Source organism: Arminella tubonensis, from assembly GCF_003240585.1.
GTDB classification, from domain to species: Bacteria; Pseudomonadota; Alphaproteobacteria; order Rhizobiales; family Rhizobiaceae; genus Rhizobium; species Rhizobium tubonense.
Genome location: NZ_PCDP01000040.1, coordinates 94,362 through 108,861, shown reverse-complemented (window position 1 = coordinate 108,861; position 14,500 = coordinate 94,362). Strand labels below are relative to the sequence as shown.

Genomic DNA, 14,500 nt, shown 5'->3' with positions numbered 1-14,500 from the left:
TTAGTAGATCGACGATGGTTACGCGTAAACCTTAACGCCTAACCTCATACTCAACACATCATTGAAACAACGTCCCGTTATGGCATTGATGCGCAAGAAACAGGTGCGAAAAATCAATGCCAAAGAGCATTCGAATTTCATTACGACATGTAAAACGGACTGCCCGGCGCAGGCCGCGCGCGCCGATTGTCAAACGAGGCACGCAACCGCGCGACAAGAAGTGACCGCGGAACGCCCGATATCGTGCCGACTTTGACGACGCCGCTTAAGCCCGACATCGTCGGTCGCCGGTTTGACTCTTGCCAACAAGGTACAGCGGGAGCAACGTAATGCGCCGGCACAGATCGTAAGGCGTTCTCAAATCGGTCATGCATCCGGCTTTCGCGAGGCCGGTTTCTATGGAATGTGGCGCCTGCGGTAATGCGATCCAGAGCGGCTTTGCGTTCTGCCCGAAGTGTGGCGCAAGGCAGCCTGTGGTTTGTGCGGTTTGCGGACAAGCCTGTCAGCTCGAATTCGCCTTTTGCCCCAGATGCGGCGCCGCTGTCGGCAGCTCAGAGCGGCGCGTCAGCGCTTCCGCGGAAGCTGCAGCCGTTGCGCCGGAGGAAAGCAAGCCGGGCATGTCTCCACTGTCGGGCGCGGAGGCTGACCGTCGCCCGCTCACCGTGCTTTTTGCCGATCTCTGCGGGTTTACCACACTCAGCGAAAAGACTGACCCTGAGACAATGCGTGCGTTGCAAAACGAACTTTTCGAAGAGCTGGCGCGGGCGGTAGAAACCTATGGCGGCTTCGTCGACAAATTCGTAGGGGATGCGCTTCTGGCACTGTTCGGTGCGCCGACGGCACATGAAGACGATCCCGACCGAGCGCTTAAGGCTGCGATCGAGATGATCAGCGGAGCTGCGCGCGTCGGCGCCAGGTGGGAAGCACGGGCGGGAATGCCACTCCGACTGCATGTCGGAATTAATACCGGACCCGTGGTGACCGGCGGGTTCGGCGCTGCCGCGGCGCGATCCTATTCAGTGACGGGCGACACGGTGAATACCGCCCAGCGGCTACAGTCCATGGCCGGCCCGGACGAAATTCTGATCGGCCCGCTCACCCACCGTCTGACCAAGCACGCTTTTTCGTTCGAGAGCCTCGGTTCGCACGAGCTGCGAGGAAAGACAGCAAGTTTGATGGTCTACCGCCTTGTGGGGCCCTTGGAGACGCCTCATACCGCGCGCGGATTGGAAAGCCTGGGGCTTCACGCGCCGATGATCGGGCGTGGGACCGAGATGGCCCGTCTGCTTTCCTGTCTGGACCTTGCCTGCAACGGGAGCGCCCAGCTTGTCCAGTTGGTCGGCGAAGCCGGCATTGGCAAATCGCGGCTGGCCAACGATTTTCTTGATATAGTCGCCAGTGACGAACGGTTCCAACGCGTGGTCGTTCGGCGGGCGACGTGTTCGCCACTGGGGGAGCAGTCTTATGGCACGCTTGCCGCTGTCCTGCGCAGTGCCTACGCGATCGCCGAAAGGGAAACCGCCGCCAGGACCGTGGAACTGCTGACAACAGGCTTCAGGGACCTGGGCTTTTCCGACGATGAAATTGGAAAGCTTACCCCGCCCATATTCTACGTATTTGGTCTCGGAGAGACCAGCGACACGCTACAATTCGTCGAGCCGGAGCAACTGCGGCGACAAATCCTGTATGCTACACGCACCATCATCGAGCGGCGCCTATCGCTTAGCCCGCTCCTGTTGGTCGTCGAGGATCTGCACTGGGCCGATGCGGCCTCGATCGAGGCACTTCGGTTCATGATGGACAGGCTCGAGCGCAGCCAGCTTATGATGCTGACCACATGCAGATCGACATCCGATGGCGAAGGCCTCGACTCAAGCCGCACCAGCCGTACCGTGCTACGTCTGCCACCGCTTTCCACCCAAGAAGGCCAAACCCTTCTTTCCGCCTTCTTCGATCGTGCCATGCCGGCCGATATATGCGGCCGTGTTCTGGCGCGTGCCGGTGGCAATCCGCTGTTCATCGAGGAGATCATCCGAGGATTGATCGAGACGGGTGTCATTCAGCCCAGCGGAGGGTCCTGGACGGTTTCCGGCAAGGACGTGGGAACTGAGATTCCCATGAGCCTGCAAGCGATGCTGCTTGCTCGTGTCGATCGATTGCCGCCCTCAACCAAGCACCTTGCTCAGGAAGCAGCCGTTATCGGACCACGTTTCGAGGAGGCTTTGCTGCGTTCGGTTGCGACCGAGCCGAGCCTCGTCGACACGGGCATAGATTTTCTTTGCGACACGGAAATCCTGGAGGAGGTCACGCGATTACAGCCGCAATCCTCGACAACCTATCGCTTTACGCAGAGCCTGTTGCATGACGTCATCTACAACAATCTCTTGCTGCAACAGCGCGAACAGATGCACGGCCGTGTGGGCCGGGCAATCGAGCGCGGGCATCATGGCATGCCCGAGAGGCTGGAAGATATCGCGCAACTCGGGCACCATTTCTGTCGGGCGGGCGAAAGCGGCAAAGGGGCGCACTATCTGATGGCGGCCGGCGACCTGGCGGGCAGAACCTACGCCAATGAGGACGCGATGCGCCTCTACCGCGCTGCGCTGTCAGCTGTCTCTGACGTGACCGACGCGGCCCCTGAACAATTGGCGCTTGTAGAGCGCCTGGCAGACTTGCACGGCCGTATCGGGGAGCGCGAGGCGGCACGCCAGCACTATGGGGACGCCCTGGCGATCCACGAGGCCGCCGGCGACCGGCTTGCAGCCGCGAGAATTCTGCGGAAACTGGGACGTCTAAGCCTCGATGCGGGCAGGCGCGATCTGGCGGACGCGAACTATACGCAGGCATTCACGCTGCTGAGTGGTAGCGATGCGCCGATCGAACTGGCTCATCTACTGCAGGAGCGCGGCCACCTGGCGTTTCGCATGGGAGACCATAATGCCGCCGCGCGATGGGCTGACGAAGCTCTTGGTCACCTCAACGCCGCGACTTCCAAAGCGAACGGCGTCCTCGCTCCGGAAGCTGCCCAGGCCGAAGCCGAGGCGCTGAATACCAAAGGTGTCGCACTCGCCAGACTCGGGCGCCACCGCGAGGCGGTACAGGAAGTGGAGCAAAGTCTGAAGGTCGCCGAAGACGCGGGCCTGATGAGTGCTGCCTGCCGTGCCTACTCCAACCTTGGGGTACTTTACACCATCATCGATCCTGCTCGTGCGATCGAGGTGTGTCGCCGCGGGCTCGACCTTGCCATGCGCATCGCCGACCTTGGATTCCAGGCGCGGCTCTTCGCCAATCTTGCCGTCGCCTGCTGCACGTTCACTGACAGCTGCGCCAAGGAAGGGGTGCCCGCGGCCGAAAAAGCGGTCGAGATCGATCGGGCGTTGGATCAGCGCGACCATCTGGCGGTACCGCTGATCGTGCTCGGACAAATTTACCAGTGCCACGGTCGGCCCGCATTGGCCCTCAAATATTACGGGGAAGCGCTGGCGCTGGCGCTGGAGATCGACGAACCACAATTGCTGTTTCCGTGTTATGATGGCCTTGCGACATTGAACCTCGAGCAGAACGATCTAGCCGAGGCCGAGAGGTTCTTCTGCTTGGCCGAGGATATCTGCAGGCGCCACGGTCTCGATCCCGGCGCGCTGGTTGTCTTGCCTTTTCTCGATTGATCGGACGACAGCCGCGCAGACGATAGTTGGGGGCTCAAAAATAGTCGGATCAGACGACCGGAGGAGCACGTCACTAGAACAAGCGGAGGAGAATGATATGCTGGAAAATCAAACCGAGAGACCCCTGCAGCCAGGCGATCGTGCGCCCAACGTGGTGCTCGATGCGATCACTCGCCAGGGCAAGGTGTCCATTGACGAATTTCGGGGGCAGCGGCCGGTTCTTATCGGGCTATTCCGCGGGCTCCACTGTCCTTTTTGCCGACGACAGATTGCGGCGATGGCGTCGCTTGCGGGAGAGCTACAGGAGAAAGGCATAGACAGCCTTACTGTGGTGAACACCCCGACCGAACGGGCACGCCTCTACTTTCGCTATCACCCGCTACCCAATCTGTTAGCTGCCTCCGATCCCGAGCGGATATCGCATCGTGCATTCGGACTGCCCAATGTCGAGTTCACAAAATCAGAGACTGCTTGGCCCTACAAGGTGGGAATGGACGCCATAACGTCCATGCGCATTGAGATGCCGGAACTGCCAGAGCCGATGGATCCCATGGCGGCCATGGAATTTCTCGACAAGAGCGACGGCTACGAATTCACTGATGATGACAAGCATATGATCGCGACGGGGGAAGGCCAACTGGTGGGCGAGTTCCTGCTGGATCGTGATGGTGTCGTCAGGTGGTGCTTTACCGAGGTGGCCGACAACGGACGCAACATGTTCGGCGTCCCGGCGCCGCGCGAGGTCATGTCGGCTGCATCGAACATCGCCGGATGACATGCGGTAGCCGCGATCTCGCCTGACCTGAGAGCCGCCGGTTGGAGCGATCCTCCAACGGGCGGCCCGCTTCAAATATTGGTCGACAGCCGGTCTTCTCCCCAAGTCATGCTCGCACCTGCTCCGACCGCTTCAGCAGATCGATCACCTCTCCATCGCTTGTTTGATCGAAGTCGGCATAGTGAAGGCCGACGGCATAAAAATCCCTCGGACTGAAGAGGCAGACGACTTCGTCGACTTCGCTTCGGAGCTCTTCGAGAATGTCTTCAGGTGCGACAGGCATGGCCAGCGTGACGCTTGCGACACCCAAGCGTCTCAATGCTTTCAAGCCCGCCCTCACCGTGGCGCCGGTCGCGATTCCATCGTCGACGAGGATGACATTTCGGTCCCTCAGGTCCATCGGCTCGCGATCACCAAAATAGGCCTTTCGACGACGCTCGATTTCGCGAAACTGGCGCGCCGCTTCCTCCTCGAAATAATGAAGCGAGGCTCCGGCGAGTTCCAGCGCCCGATCGATGATCACCCGCTGCGGATCCTTGCCGTCGACGATGGCGCCGATCGCGCATTCGGGCTGGCCAGGGGCGCCGATCTTGCGAACCAGAAGCAAGTCGAGCGGCGCCCGGAGGGAGGTTGCGATTTCGAACGCCACCGGAACACCGCCGCGCGGCAAAGCCAGAACGATGGGTTTTTCACGTTGGTAGCCGAGCGCAGCTGCCAGTCTGCGTCCAGCGTCCGCTCTATCGACGAATTTTGGCGTATCGCGCATGGTTGTAGCTCAAGGGTATAGGTTGCCGGGACACCGTGTAGCGTGGGAGCGTGGGAGCGTGGGAGCGTCGCTCAACCCTCCCTGCCCCTCGGGGTTCGGTCGGTGCTTCAGCGGATATCTGCCAGAAACAAAGATGGCTCCCCACTTGTTCCCTCGCTGATTTATATTCTCCGGCGGCCCGCATGTAGCGGCGATATGGGCGGCTCCGGCCTTACAGTTTGGCGTTTCCGCCATATATTATAACAAATGAATACTCAACGAACGATGGCCCGGCATCTAAGGCTTTGGCGGCGAATTTCGCAAATTCTCGCCTTCATGCTGGCTCTTGTATCGATACTCGGCCTGGCGGCCTCGCCGACGTCGGCGAGCGAGCGCGTGGCTATAGTCCTAAAGCTGAACGGCGCCATTGGTCCGGCGATGGCCGACTATGTGAGGCGCGGCCTTCAGCGCGCAAGCGAACGCAACGCGAGCCTGGTTGTCCTGCAGATCGACACCCCCGGCGGTCTCGACACGTCGATGCGGGACATCATTCGCGCGATCCTTGCCTCACCGGTGCCGGTGGCCGGGTTCGTGGCGCCAAGCGGAGCCCGAGCCGCCAGCGCCGGCACCTATATCCTTTACGCAACCCACATCGCGGCGATGGCGCCGGGCACCAATCTGGGTGCGGCCACTCCAATTGCGATCGGCGGTGGCCCTTTGGGCGGCGCTCCCGAACCTGGCAAGGGTAGCCCGAGCACGCCGGATAACACGCAGCGGCAGTCTCCCGGTAACGCCAGCGAGGCGAAAGTGATCAACGATGCCGTGGCCTATATTCGCGGACTTGCCGAACTGCGCAACCGCAACGCCGATTGGGCAGAACGGGCTGTGCGCGAAGCGGCAAGCCTTTCATCAACTGCGGCCGTGCGCGAGCGTGTCGTCGATTTTACCGCGGACACTATCGAGGATCTCTTGAAGCAGGCGCAGGGTCGCACGGTTCGGGTCGGCCAGACGGATGTCCGCCTCGATACTTCAGGCCTTGCCATCGAGAAATTCGAGCCTGACTGGCGGACGCGTCTGCTTTCCGTGATCACCGATCCGAACATTGCCCTTATCCTCATGATGGTGGGCATCTACGGATTGATCTTCGAATTCCTCACGCCTGGAACATTCGTCCCCGGTACGATCGGCGGCATCTGCCTGCTGCTTGGTCTCTATGCCCTGGCACTGCTGCCGGTGAGCTACGCGGGTATCGGACTGATCATCCTGGGTGTGGGATTAACAGTAGCCGAGGCGCATTCGCCTTCCCTTGGCGCACTCGGCATCGGCGGCGGGGTCGCGCTGGTGCTCGGCGCGGCCATTCTGTTCGATACTGAAATACCCGGATTGCAGGTTTCCTGGACCGCGTTGGGCGGCATTGCGGTGGCGAGCCTTCTTTTCAGCTTGGTTGTTGCCCGCCTCGCGTTCATTTCGCGCTGGAGGAAAGTCGTTACCGGCTCGGAGCAGATGATCGGCATTCCGGGCAAGGTTGAGAGTTGGACTGATATCTCGGGATACGTCATCACGCACGGCGAGCGCTGGAAGGCGATTTCTACCGAGCCGCTCCTCCCCGGCGACGGGGTCAGGGTCACCGGCCGGAACGGACTGACGCTCGAAGTCACCCGCAACCTACGGGAAGATTAGCGGCTTGCAGAAGCAGGAGGAATTCATGGGCATGTTTGCAGATCTCATCTTCTATCTTGTCGCCATTCTCGTCTTGCTGCTCATCATCGCGGCGGCGATCAAAATCCTGCGAGAATACGAGCGTGGCGTCGTTTTCACGCTTGGCCGCTTCACCGGCATCAAGGGACCCGGCTTGATCCTACTCGTCCCCTACGTCCAGCAAATGATCCGGGTCGACCTGCGCACCAGGGTGCTCGACGTCCCCAGTCAGGATGTCATTTCCCATGACAATGTCTCGGTGCGCGTCAGTGCGGTTATCTACTTCAGGGTCATCGATCCCGAGAAGTCGGTAATACAGGTCGCAGATTTCATGATGGCGACGAGCCAGCTCGCGCAAACCACGTTGCGCTCGGTGCTCGGCAAGCACGACCTCGACGAGATGCTGGCGGAACGCGACAAGCTCAATGAAGATATCCAGAAAATACTCGACATCCAAACGGACGCCTGGGGCATCAAGGTCGCCAATGTCGAGATCAAGCATGTCGACATCAACGAATCCATGATCCGCGCTATTGCCCGCCAAGCAGAAGCCGAACGCGAGCGGCGCGCCAAGGTCATCAATGCGGAAGGCGAGCAGCAAGCCGCGACAAAGCTGCTCGAAGCTGCCGAAATCCTGGCGAGGCAACCGGAGGCGATGCAGCTGCGTTACCTGAGCACGTTGAACGTCATCGCCGGCGAAAAGACTTCGACGATCCTGTTCCCCTTCCCGATCGAGTTTGCCAATCTCCTGCGCGGCAAGACCGATAAACCCACCGAGTGACCGCCTCCTCGGATTTGGCACTACTGCGCAGGCGACTTCACCTCCGCAAAATAGATATCATTCCTCAGGCTTGTCCGCAAAATGAGCCATGGCGTAGTCGGCAACCCTTTGGTTCGAACGCTTGGCGTCATCAAGCCAAAACGGAAACATCTGCCATTGATGAATCATTCCGGTCCAGACCTCAGTCGTCACATCGACGCCCGCCTGGCGCGCCTTGGTGGCCAGACGCAATGTGTCGTCTTTCAGGGTCTCGCCCGATCCCACTTGCATCAGCAGCGGTGGAAATCTGGTCATATCCGCATAGAGCGGCGAAACCTCAGGATCAGTCGGTGAACGGTCTCCCAGATATGCCTTGCGCATGGTCTCGATCTGAGACCTTCCGATCAATGGATCGCTGACGGCATTGTCGTCCATCGATGCGCCAGTGGCGGCGAGATCGGTAATCGGGCTCATCACGACAACGGCTGCCGGCAGCGGGGCATTGAACCGCATCTGTCGAAGCGTGGCCTCGATGGCGATCGTCCCTCCAACCGAGTCACCAATGATGACCACGTTGTCATTTCGATATCCGGAAGCAAGCAACCAACGATATGCATCGAGCGCGTCGTCGATCTGGGCAGGATATGTATATTCAGGAACCCTACGATAATTGATCAACAAGACATCGGCGGATGCCGCCTTTGCAAGCGCACCGGCCAATGCCCGGTGCGTGCGCGATGAGCCGCTGTAAAAGCCGCCGCCGTGGATATAGAGGATTGCTCGCGTTCCGATCGGATGGTGAAGCCGCGCCGGCCACATGAGATCCGCTTCTACTCCATCGGCGTCGACGTGCTTGATCTGGACCCTCGTCGGCTGCGGCGTCGATTCCATGAATTTCTCGAAAGCGCTTCGTTGTTCGAGCAGCGTATGCGCTCCATCCAAATGCTGATGCCAGAGCGCGATCAGCTTCTTGACCTGTTCCTGCGACGCTGGCGTCTGTGCGGTTCCGTCAAGCGCGGAAGCAGGAGACAGCAGGACAGCCAGCAGGAAAGCTGCCGCGCTCGATGCCTTCAACATCTGCCCCAGGCAGTATGAGATACGGATCGAACTCAATTCCATTCCCGCGCCCCTCGCTTTAAAATCCGAAAATATCATCGAAAAGTCGCTGGCGACAGCGATGATGCGTGATGCCCTATCGTTTGCAAGCGACCATCTGATGAACCTCGCCAAGCGAGTGGCGATATCCTTCCACATTCAAGCTGCGTTCATCGCCCTGCCCTTAAGATCGCCAGAAATCAAACAACTTCAACAGCAGGCGGCGACGCTGCTGAACGGTAGGGAGTGGAATTCATGCGGAAGAGGCTTGTATGCGCGATGACTTTGTTGGCGGCTATCATGTCGCCCGTTGTTGCGCAGGCTGCCGAGGGGTATTCGACGGCCAATGTGAACATGCGGTCCGGTCCCAGCACCGCCTACCCCGCTGTCACGCTCATTCCAGCAGGAGCGCCATTGAACATCAACGGGTGCCTTGCGGAGACGCCATGGTGTGACGTGTCGTTCATTGGCGGAAGAGGTTGGGTTGCCGGCCGCTACGTGCAGGCAGTCTATCGGCAAAGACGGGTCTACCTGGGGCCGGAGTACTACGCTCCGCTCGGCATCCCGACGATCGGCTTCGATCTGGATAACTACTGGGGTCGATATTACCGGGGCCGAGACTTCTATCATGATCGCGACCGCTGGCGGAATGAAGGTGGTTGGGGCGACAGGCGAGATAATTCTGACGGATACCGACCGTATAGCCGTCGGGATTCGGGTTGGCGCCGGCGACAGAACGATGATGCGAACTGGGATAGTCAACCGGACCAAGACCGTGACTGGAACAGGCAGCCGGACCGCCGCCGCGACTGGAACAGGCAGGGCGATGACAATCCGGACTGGAACAATCGTCCCGACCGAACGCCTCAGGCGCAGCGACCGGACCGCAATCCTCAGCCGCCGCGGGTAGACAACGCCCAGCCGAGGCCGGAAAGGCAGCCCGACAGGAATAATAATCCGCCGCCACGAAATGACAACCAACCCGGGCCCTATAGCCCTGACTCTTGCGGTGGCCTTACCCCTGACTGTGCCGGGCAAACACCGCGGGGCTCCAACCGATAAAGAATGCCATTTGCCCGATTCAGGCGCCCCCCCCCTTTAAGTCGGGGGCGTCTTCGCCTCGCAGCATTGCCGTGACGAGGTCGCGCAAAGCAATCGTCGAGAGGATAGTTTTTCCAATTAAAATAAACGGTTAATGGCGACCCCTGCAGGACTCGAACCTGCGACCACCTGCTTAGAAGGCAGGTGCTCTATCCAGCTGAGCTAAGGGGCCCCTTAGCGCTTCGGCGCTCGAATCGATGCGGCGAAGGCGGTAGTAATAAAAGATGGCGCTATCAATGCGTCCAGGGCTGGATCCGGTTGAAGCGGAAATTGTCGGTATAGGAAAGCACCTGTCGCGTCGCCTCCTTTGGCGCGATGACCCTGTAATCTATCGCGTTGCGCTGGGCGTAGGCTTCAGCCTGTTCCTGGCTCTCGAACGTGAGCTTCAGCTGCTGGCGCGTGTCCCCAGAGGAGGTGTAGCCCATGATCGGATCGATCTTGCGCGGGCTTTCCTGATCGAATTCCAGAACCCAAAGGTTGGTCTTCGCCTTGCCGGACTGCATCGCGGTTTTCGCGGGACGGTAGATCTTGGCAGACATCGCTGCGAGCCTCCGAAACAAGCGGGGCTTCCCGCTTTTGATTCTCTATCATCGTCCGGCCCTGGGGCTTCGCGATACTGATTTTGCTTAGCCGCGAATCCCTTTGCGTTCAAGCGAAAAGGCGGTCGGGCGTACACGGTAGACCCCGGTGAAGCTCACGCGCACCAGGAAAGGCGATTGTCGGCGGCGCGGCGCGCGAGACCCTCCGTGATCAACGTATCGCCGATCGACCTGCCTCCGCGCAAGACGTTCCGGAGCTTCTGGCCCTTGTCTTCGTCGCGCGAGGTCGGCTCCAGGGTGAAAGGCCCCGCGTTCAACAGCGTCAGCAGCCGAACCTTGGCTGCCAGTCCACGGCGCTCCTCCTCGACGCAACGTGGCGGACTGAGGGCGGGCGTTTCGATATCGGCGAGACGCACCTTGACGCCACGGACCCAGAACGTGCTGCCGTCGAGAACGCAATTGAAGTGAGCACCTTCCCCGCAAAGGCCGAAGCTCTCGGACACGGATGCCGGAACCGGCGCGACCGAAGGTATCGGCGGGGTCGACGTCAGATGTGGCTGCGAGGGCGCCGATATAGAGACCGGGATCGGAGCCGGCGGCACCGGTATTGCAGCAGATTGCCTGACAGGCATTTGCCTCGGCACCGGAGAAGGCGCAAGGAAGGCCTTTGCCGCCGGCAAGGGTGCGCTAACCGACGTGCTGGCCATATGCACCGCAGCCATCGCCCTCGGCTTGATGTCGCCCCAATGATCATATCCGACTATGAGCGCCACAGTGGCCAGAGCAAGCCAGGGCAACATGCCAAAGCCGCTACCGCTCCTTGACCTGCTTGTCGTCGACTTTCTGCGTCTTGCGCGCTTAGCTGCCATGATGCACCTCTACAATCCAGACAGGGATTATCGCCGCCAACCCTTTCGGAAAGGTTGGCGCGGCGCTCATGTAAAAGCGCTTCCGCAATTTTTCTGGGGAGATCGCCAGGGCAGTCGGCAGAAGATGACCGGGGGCCGTGGCAAGAACTCGTGATAGTACTCGCGCGCCTCGCCTTTTGGGGCCGCCGTCATACACAATGATGAAAGTGCTATTTTTGCTGTTGCAGCGCAGGGGTGAAGCGTGTATCTCCCCTGCATCGCCGGTTCGGCCCGGTTCGGAGTGTAGCGCAGCCTGGTAGCGCATCTGGTTTGGGACCAGAGGGTCGGGAGTTCGAATCTCTCCACTCCGACCATTTTTCCCCTTTAAAACTATCCCTTGGCGATCGTTGCGCTCGATACCTTGTCGCCAACGCTCAGACCGAGTTTTCTAGCGACGCCGCCATTCAGCTCGATCACGTACTTCACCGGCCCTCCGGAATTGATGATCGCCTTTGAATAGGGAACGGCATTCTCCTGAATATGCGTGATGGTGCCGCCGGCGCTCAGGAAAAGCATATCGAGCGGCAATGGCGTATTTTCCATCCACATCATGACATTACGAGCTTTTTCGAAGACAAAGAGCATGCCGTGGTCTTCCGGCATCGCCTTACGGAACATCAGCCCGTATTCGCGCTGGTCTTCGCTGATCGCCAATTCGACGGTGAACGCCTGCGTCGCGCCTTTGGCTGTCGCTATCGTCAGTGGCTCGGAGGAAAATTGAACTGGCTGCTGAGCTAATGCGAGCGTGGCGGCGGCCGGAACGGCGCCTATGAAAAAAAGCGCCAGGAGGGCGCTTTTCAAGACGATGGGGGCACGGGAGCCCATCAGTGCGGCCGGCTGACCGGACTTGGCTGATCGGGGTGGATTTCCGCTGCCATCAGTCCCTTTTCGCCCGGTCCGAAACGAACGAGGACCACCTGCCCCGGGCGGAGCTCGGTCAGGCCGAAGCGGCGCAATGTTTCCATGTGCACGAAAATGTCCTCCGTGCCCTCGCCGCGCGTCAGGAAGCCGAAGCCCTTGGTGCGGTTGAACCACTTGACCAGCGCCCGTTCCAGCCCGCTCGTCGGCGTGACCTGAACGTGGGTGCGAACCGGAGGCAGCTGCGAAGGATGTATCGCCGTCGACTGGTCCATGGAAAGTATCTTGAAAGCCTGATATCCGCGATCGCGCTTCTGGATCAGAGCGACGATCCGGGTACCTTCGAGGATCGTCTGATAGTTGTCGCGGCGAAGGCAGGTCACGTGCAGGAGAACGTCCTGCATCCCATTGTCGGGAACGATGAAGCCGAAACCCTTGGCGACGTCGAACCACTTGACAACGCCGCTGATTTCGATGAGCTCGACAGCTTCCCCCGACAGCTCTTCAAAGTCGGCAATTCCACTCGATGAAATTCGGTCACCCATCTGCGCCAGCCCCTCGATTACGCGTCACACTGTTACGGTCAACTGATTCTTCAAATGAAGATTAACATCTTGGTAACCAAAAAGCGCAAGTCCTAGTTTTCGATTATTCCCAACTCCAAATCTTAACCCTGAGACTTGCCCCAGGCTGGCGTAACGTCACCTAATAAAGACGAACGCAACATTAGAGAGGAAATAGAATGCGTTATCTCCACACCATGGTTCGCGTCAAAGATCTCGACGCATCGCTACATTTTTACACCACATTGTTCGGTCTCACCGAAATACGCCGGTACGAGAACGAGAAGGGCCGCTTCACCTTAGTCTTTCTTGCGGCGAAAGGCGATATCGATAACGCGCGCACCAAATTGGCCCCCTGTCTCGAGCTTACCTACAACTGGGACACTGAAAACTATACCGGCGGGCGCAACTTCGGTCACCTTGCCTATGAGGTCGATGACATCTACGCCATTTGTCAGAAATTGATGGATAGCGGCATCACCATCAACCGTCCTCCGCGCGACGGCCACATGGCTTTCGTGCGTTCACCGGACGGGATTTCGATCGAGCTGATCCAGAAGGGCGACGATCTCCCCGCCACCGAACCATGGGCTTCCATGGGCAATACCGGCGTCTGGTAAGGCGAGGCTTTCCCGAGGCTTGTGGCAAGTGCGAATAGCGGCGACCTGAGCGCCGCTCGCACTTGCAGAGGCCCTCACCGCTCGGCATGTTCAGGCGACTCGAAGCATCACGCATCGGATTCCCTGGCCTCGTTTACGATCGACGCTCGGGAAAGCATCTTCCCAACCGGGAAAGGTTCCGACGCTTGTTCAGATATGAGCGGGGAACGACCTTTGCGCCAACGGCAGACAATTTTCAGCACATTGAACGGTGGCAGGGTCGTGGGCCTGGTGGTCTCGCTGGCTATCCTTTCCGGCTGCGTCACCACGGGAGCGAAGACGAAGGAGGCGGGCGAGATCACGCCTGAAGCCAGCGCGTCGGAGCAGCTGGCGTCAGCGCTCAATGCCAAGGCCGTCGCGAACGCCCAGAAACCTGGTGGCTACCGCGATCCTCTGGTGCGAAGCGTAACCGGCGCGCAGCATGCGGTCTCCGAACAGCAAGGCAGCACGGGCTTCTATCCCGCGGCCCCGCCACCGCCGGTCGACAGCGCTGCAGGCGGGCCGACCGGCATAGCGGGTCTGGTCACGCAACCCACGGCACTCAATGCGAACAGGTCGAGCATCTATTCGACGCCGGCGCCGATCGCCGTTCGCCCGGATGGCACGCTGGCAGGCCCCGCCGAGGCCTATGCCGCTCCCCAAGGTGCTGCGCCGGCATTTCGCAATGTCTACAGCGCTCCCATGCTCGCGCCCGCCGCGATGCCGCAGCAAGTCGGCATCATGCCTCCGAGCGAACAGACGTCACAGAATGCGGCACCGCCACAGCCGAAACAGATGGCATCGATGTCGGTGCCTATCAGGAGCCGGCCGACGGCTGATGCGACCCCCTCCCGCATTCTGCCGGCACCCGGCAACTCGCATAAGCTCGACAGCCAGGAGGCGTTGATGGTCGCGCGCTCCCTCGCCTCGAAGCAAAGCCAGGGCGGAAGCATGACGCTGCCACCGGGAAGCGCTACCGCAATGGTACCGCAGACCAACCCCGAGATGACTTTGACACCCGGCATGGCCGCCTCGCTGAAATAGTGCCGCTGGCACGATCAGGCGCCTCGTCTGTCTTCGGGCATGTTGAAGAAGTTCGCGGTTGAGACAAGCCAAATGCATTCGCCGGCACTTCGGGAATCAGAGGTAACCCGC

14 protein-coding genes, 2 tRNA genes and 1 pseudogene are annotated in these 14,500 nt (G+C 60.0%); 10 read left to right on the top strand and 7 right to left on the bottom strand.

The features are described 5' to 3' along the window. Window positions 1-398: 398 nt before the first annotated feature. Complete coding sequence (locus CPY51_RS20865) at window positions 399-3,665, top strand: adenylate/guanylate cyclase domain-containing protein (RefSeq protein ID WP_111162148.1); 3,267 nt, start codon at window positions 399-401, stop codon at window positions 3,663-3,665. A gap of 97 nt (window positions 3,666-3,762) precedes the next feature. Continuing rightward, window positions 3,763-4,440, top strand: coding sequence for a peroxiredoxin-like family protein (locus CPY51_RS20860; RefSeq protein WP_111162147.1), 678 nt, complete (start codon window positions 3,763-3,765; stop codon window positions 4,438-4,440). A gap of 106 nt (window positions 4,441-4,546) precedes the next feature. Here the strand turns inward: CPY51_RS20860 and CPY51_RS20855 are convergent, their stop codons facing one another. Continuing rightward, the gene (locus CPY51_RS20855) at window positions 4,547-5,206 is read right to left on the bottom strand and encodes a phosphoribosyltransferase (RefSeq protein ID WP_111162146.1); all 660 of its coding nucleotides are present in this window, start codon (window positions 5,204-5,206) and stop codon (window positions 4,547-4,549) included. A 294-nt stretch (window positions 5,207-5,500) separates the two neighbouring features. Between CPY51_RS20855 and CPY51_RS20850 the strand changes: the two genes are divergently transcribed. Together CPY51_RS20850 and CPY51_RS20845 are read left to right on the top strand one after the other, a co-directional pair. Next, window positions 5,501-6,865: an NfeD family protein gene (locus CPY51_RS20850; protein WP_195909594.1), complete on the top strand. Its 1,365-nt coding sequence runs from the start codon at window positions 5,501-5,503 to the stop codon at window positions 6,863-6,865. A gap of 25 nt (window positions 6,866-6,890) precedes the next feature. After that, a complete protein-coding gene (locus tag CPY51_RS20845; protein WP_111162297.1) occupies window positions 6,891-7,664 on the top strand; it encodes a slipin family protein in 774 nt (257 codons plus the stop codon). 57 nt (window positions 7,665-7,721) lie between these two features. Here the strand turns inward: CPY51_RS20845 and CPY51_RS20840 are convergent, their stop codons facing one another. Then, window positions 7,722-8,720 (bottom strand): alpha/beta hydrolase, encoded by a 999-nt coding sequence (locus CPY51_RS20840; RefSeq protein WP_111162296.1) that lies wholly within the window; start codon window positions 8,718-8,720, stop codon window positions 7,722-7,724. Between the two features lie 100 nt (window positions 8,721-8,820). On the opposite strand from CPY51_RS20840, the gene CPY51_RS32860 reads away from it, so the two are divergent. The 3 genes and pseudogenes from CPY51_RS32860 to CPY51_RS34110 all read left to right on the top strand — a co-directional run bounded on the left by CPY51_RS32860 (window position 8,821) and on the right by CPY51_RS34110 (window position 9,648). Continuing rightward, window positions 8,821-9,021 carry a hypothetical protein gene (locus CPY51_RS32860; protein ID WP_195909584.1) on the top strand — a complete coding sequence of 67 codons (201 nt, stop codon included), beginning with the start codon at window positions 8,821-8,823 and terminating at the stop codon, window positions 9,019-9,021. Then, a pseudogene (locus tag CPY51_RS34115) lies at window positions 8,994-9,230 on the top strand (SH3 domain-containing protein); the annotation flags it as partial. The gene CPY51_RS32860 and the pseudogene CPY51_RS34115, both read left to right, overlap by 28 nt. A 136-nt stretch (window positions 9,231-9,366) precedes the next feature. Next, entirely contained in the window at window positions 9,367-9,648 is a 282-nt protein-coding gene (locus CPY51_RS34110; protein ID WP_420820726.1) for a hypothetical protein, read from the top strand. A 286-nt stretch (window positions 9,649-9,934) separates the two neighbouring features. Here CPY51_RS34110 and CPY51_RS20830 read toward each other — a convergent pair. The 3 genes from CPY51_RS20830 to CPY51_RS20820 all read right to left on the bottom strand — a co-directional run bounded on the left by CPY51_RS20830 (window position 9,935) and on the right by CPY51_RS20820 (window position 11,247). Next, window positions 9,935-10,011: transfer RNA gene (locus CPY51_RS20830), tRNA-Arg, on the bottom strand. A gap of 61 nt (window positions 10,012-10,072) precedes the next feature. Next, window positions 10,073-10,378: an ETC complex I subunit gene (locus CPY51_RS20825; protein ID WP_111162143.1), complete on the bottom strand. Its 306-nt coding sequence runs from the start codon at window positions 10,376-10,378 to the stop codon at window positions 10,073-10,075. Window positions 10,379-10,533: 155 nt separating this feature from the next. After that, window positions 10,534-11,247: a thermonuclease family protein gene (locus CPY51_RS20820; RefSeq protein ID WP_146260150.1), complete on the bottom strand. Its 714-nt coding sequence runs from the start codon at window positions 11,245-11,247 to the stop codon at window positions 10,534-10,536. A 276-nt stretch (window positions 11,248-11,523) separates the two neighbouring features. Between CPY51_RS20820 and CPY51_RS20810 the strand changes: the two genes are divergently transcribed. After that, window positions 11,524-11,600: transfer RNA gene (locus CPY51_RS20810), tRNA-Pro, on the top strand. A 16-nt stretch (window positions 11,601-11,616) separates the two neighbouring features. On the opposite strand, the gene CPY51_RS20805 is transcribed toward CPY51_RS20810, so the two are convergent. Beyond that, window positions 11,617-12,111: a DUF192 domain-containing protein gene (locus CPY51_RS20805; protein ID WP_111162140.1), complete on the bottom strand. Its 495-nt coding sequence runs from the start codon at window positions 12,109-12,111 to the stop codon at window positions 11,617-11,619. Then, window positions 12,111-12,689, bottom strand: a complete 579-nt coding sequence (locus CPY51_RS20800; RefSeq protein WP_111162139.1) for a cold-shock protein — start codon at window positions 12,687-12,689, stop codon at window positions 12,111-12,113. The genes CPY51_RS20805 and CPY51_RS20800 overlap by 1 nt, the downstream gene beginning before the upstream one ends. A gap of 197 nt (window positions 12,690-12,886) precedes the next feature. Between CPY51_RS20800 and gloA the strand changes: the two genes are divergently transcribed. Both gloA and CPY51_RS20790 read left to right on the top strand, forming a co-directional pair. Continuing rightward, complete coding sequence (gene gloA, locus CPY51_RS20795; protein WP_111162138.1) at window positions 12,887-13,327, top strand: lactoylglutathione lyase; 441 nt, start codon at window positions 12,887-12,889, stop codon at window positions 13,325-13,327. Window positions 13,328-13,540: 213 nt separating this feature from the next. Further along, window positions 13,541-14,389: a hypothetical protein gene (locus CPY51_RS20790; RefSeq protein ID WP_195909583.1), complete on the top strand. Its 849-nt coding sequence runs from the start codon at window positions 13,541-13,543 to the stop codon at window positions 14,387-14,389. Window positions 14,390-14,500 lie beyond the last annotated feature (111 nt).

What these genes read in the sequence shown, in the direction of transcription:
- CPY51_RS20865 (WP_111162148.1), top strand. Translation starts at nt 399, where the DNA reads ATGGAATGTGGCGCCTGCGGTAATGCGATCCAGAGCGGCTTTGCGTTC.
- CPY51_RS20860 (WP_111162147.1), top strand. Translation starts at nt 3,763, where the DNA reads ATGCTGGAAAATCAAACCGAGAGACCCCTGCAGCCAGGCGATCGTGCG.
- CPY51_RS20855 (WP_111162146.1), bottom strand. Translation starts at nt 5,206, where the DNA reads ATGCGCGATACGCCAAAATTCGTCGATAGAGCGGACGCTGGACGCAGA.
- CPY51_RS20845 (WP_111162297.1), top strand. Translation starts at nt 6,891, where the DNA reads ATGGGCATGTTTGCAGATCTCATCTTCTATCTTGTCGCCATTCTCGTC.
- CPY51_RS20840 (WP_111162296.1), bottom strand. Translation starts at nt 8,720, where the DNA reads ATGTTGAAGGCATCGAGCGCGGCAGCTTTCCTGCTGGCTGTCCTGCTG.
- CPY51_RS32860 (WP_195909584.1), top strand. Translation starts at nt 8,821, where the DNA reads ATGATGCGTGATGCCCTATCGTTTGCAAGCGACCATCTGATGAACCTC.
- CPY51_RS34110 (WP_420820726.1), top strand. Translation starts at nt 9,367, where the DNA reads ATGATCGCGACCGCTGGCGGAATGAAGGTGGTTGGGGCGACAGGCGAG.
- CPY51_RS20825 (WP_111162143.1), bottom strand. Translation starts at nt 10,378, where the DNA reads ATGTCTGCCAAGATCTACCGTCCCGCGAAAACCGCGATGCAGTCCGGC.
- CPY51_RS20820 (WP_146260150.1), bottom strand. Translation starts at nt 11,247, where the DNA reads ATGGCAGCTAAGCGCGCAAGACGCAGAAAGTCGACGACAAGCAGGTCA.
- CPY51_RS20805 (WP_111162140.1), bottom strand. Translation starts at nt 12,111, where the DNA reads ATGGGCTCCCGTGCCCCCATCGTCTTGAAAAGCGCCCTCCTGGCGCTT.
- CPY51_RS20800 (WP_111162139.1), bottom strand. Translation starts at nt 12,689, where the DNA reads ATGGGTGACCGAATTTCATCGAGTGGAATTGCCGACTTTGAAGAGCTG.
- gloA (WP_111162138.1), top strand. Translation starts at nt 12,887, where the DNA reads ATGCGTTATCTCCACACCATGGTTCGCGTCAAAGATCTCGACGCATCG.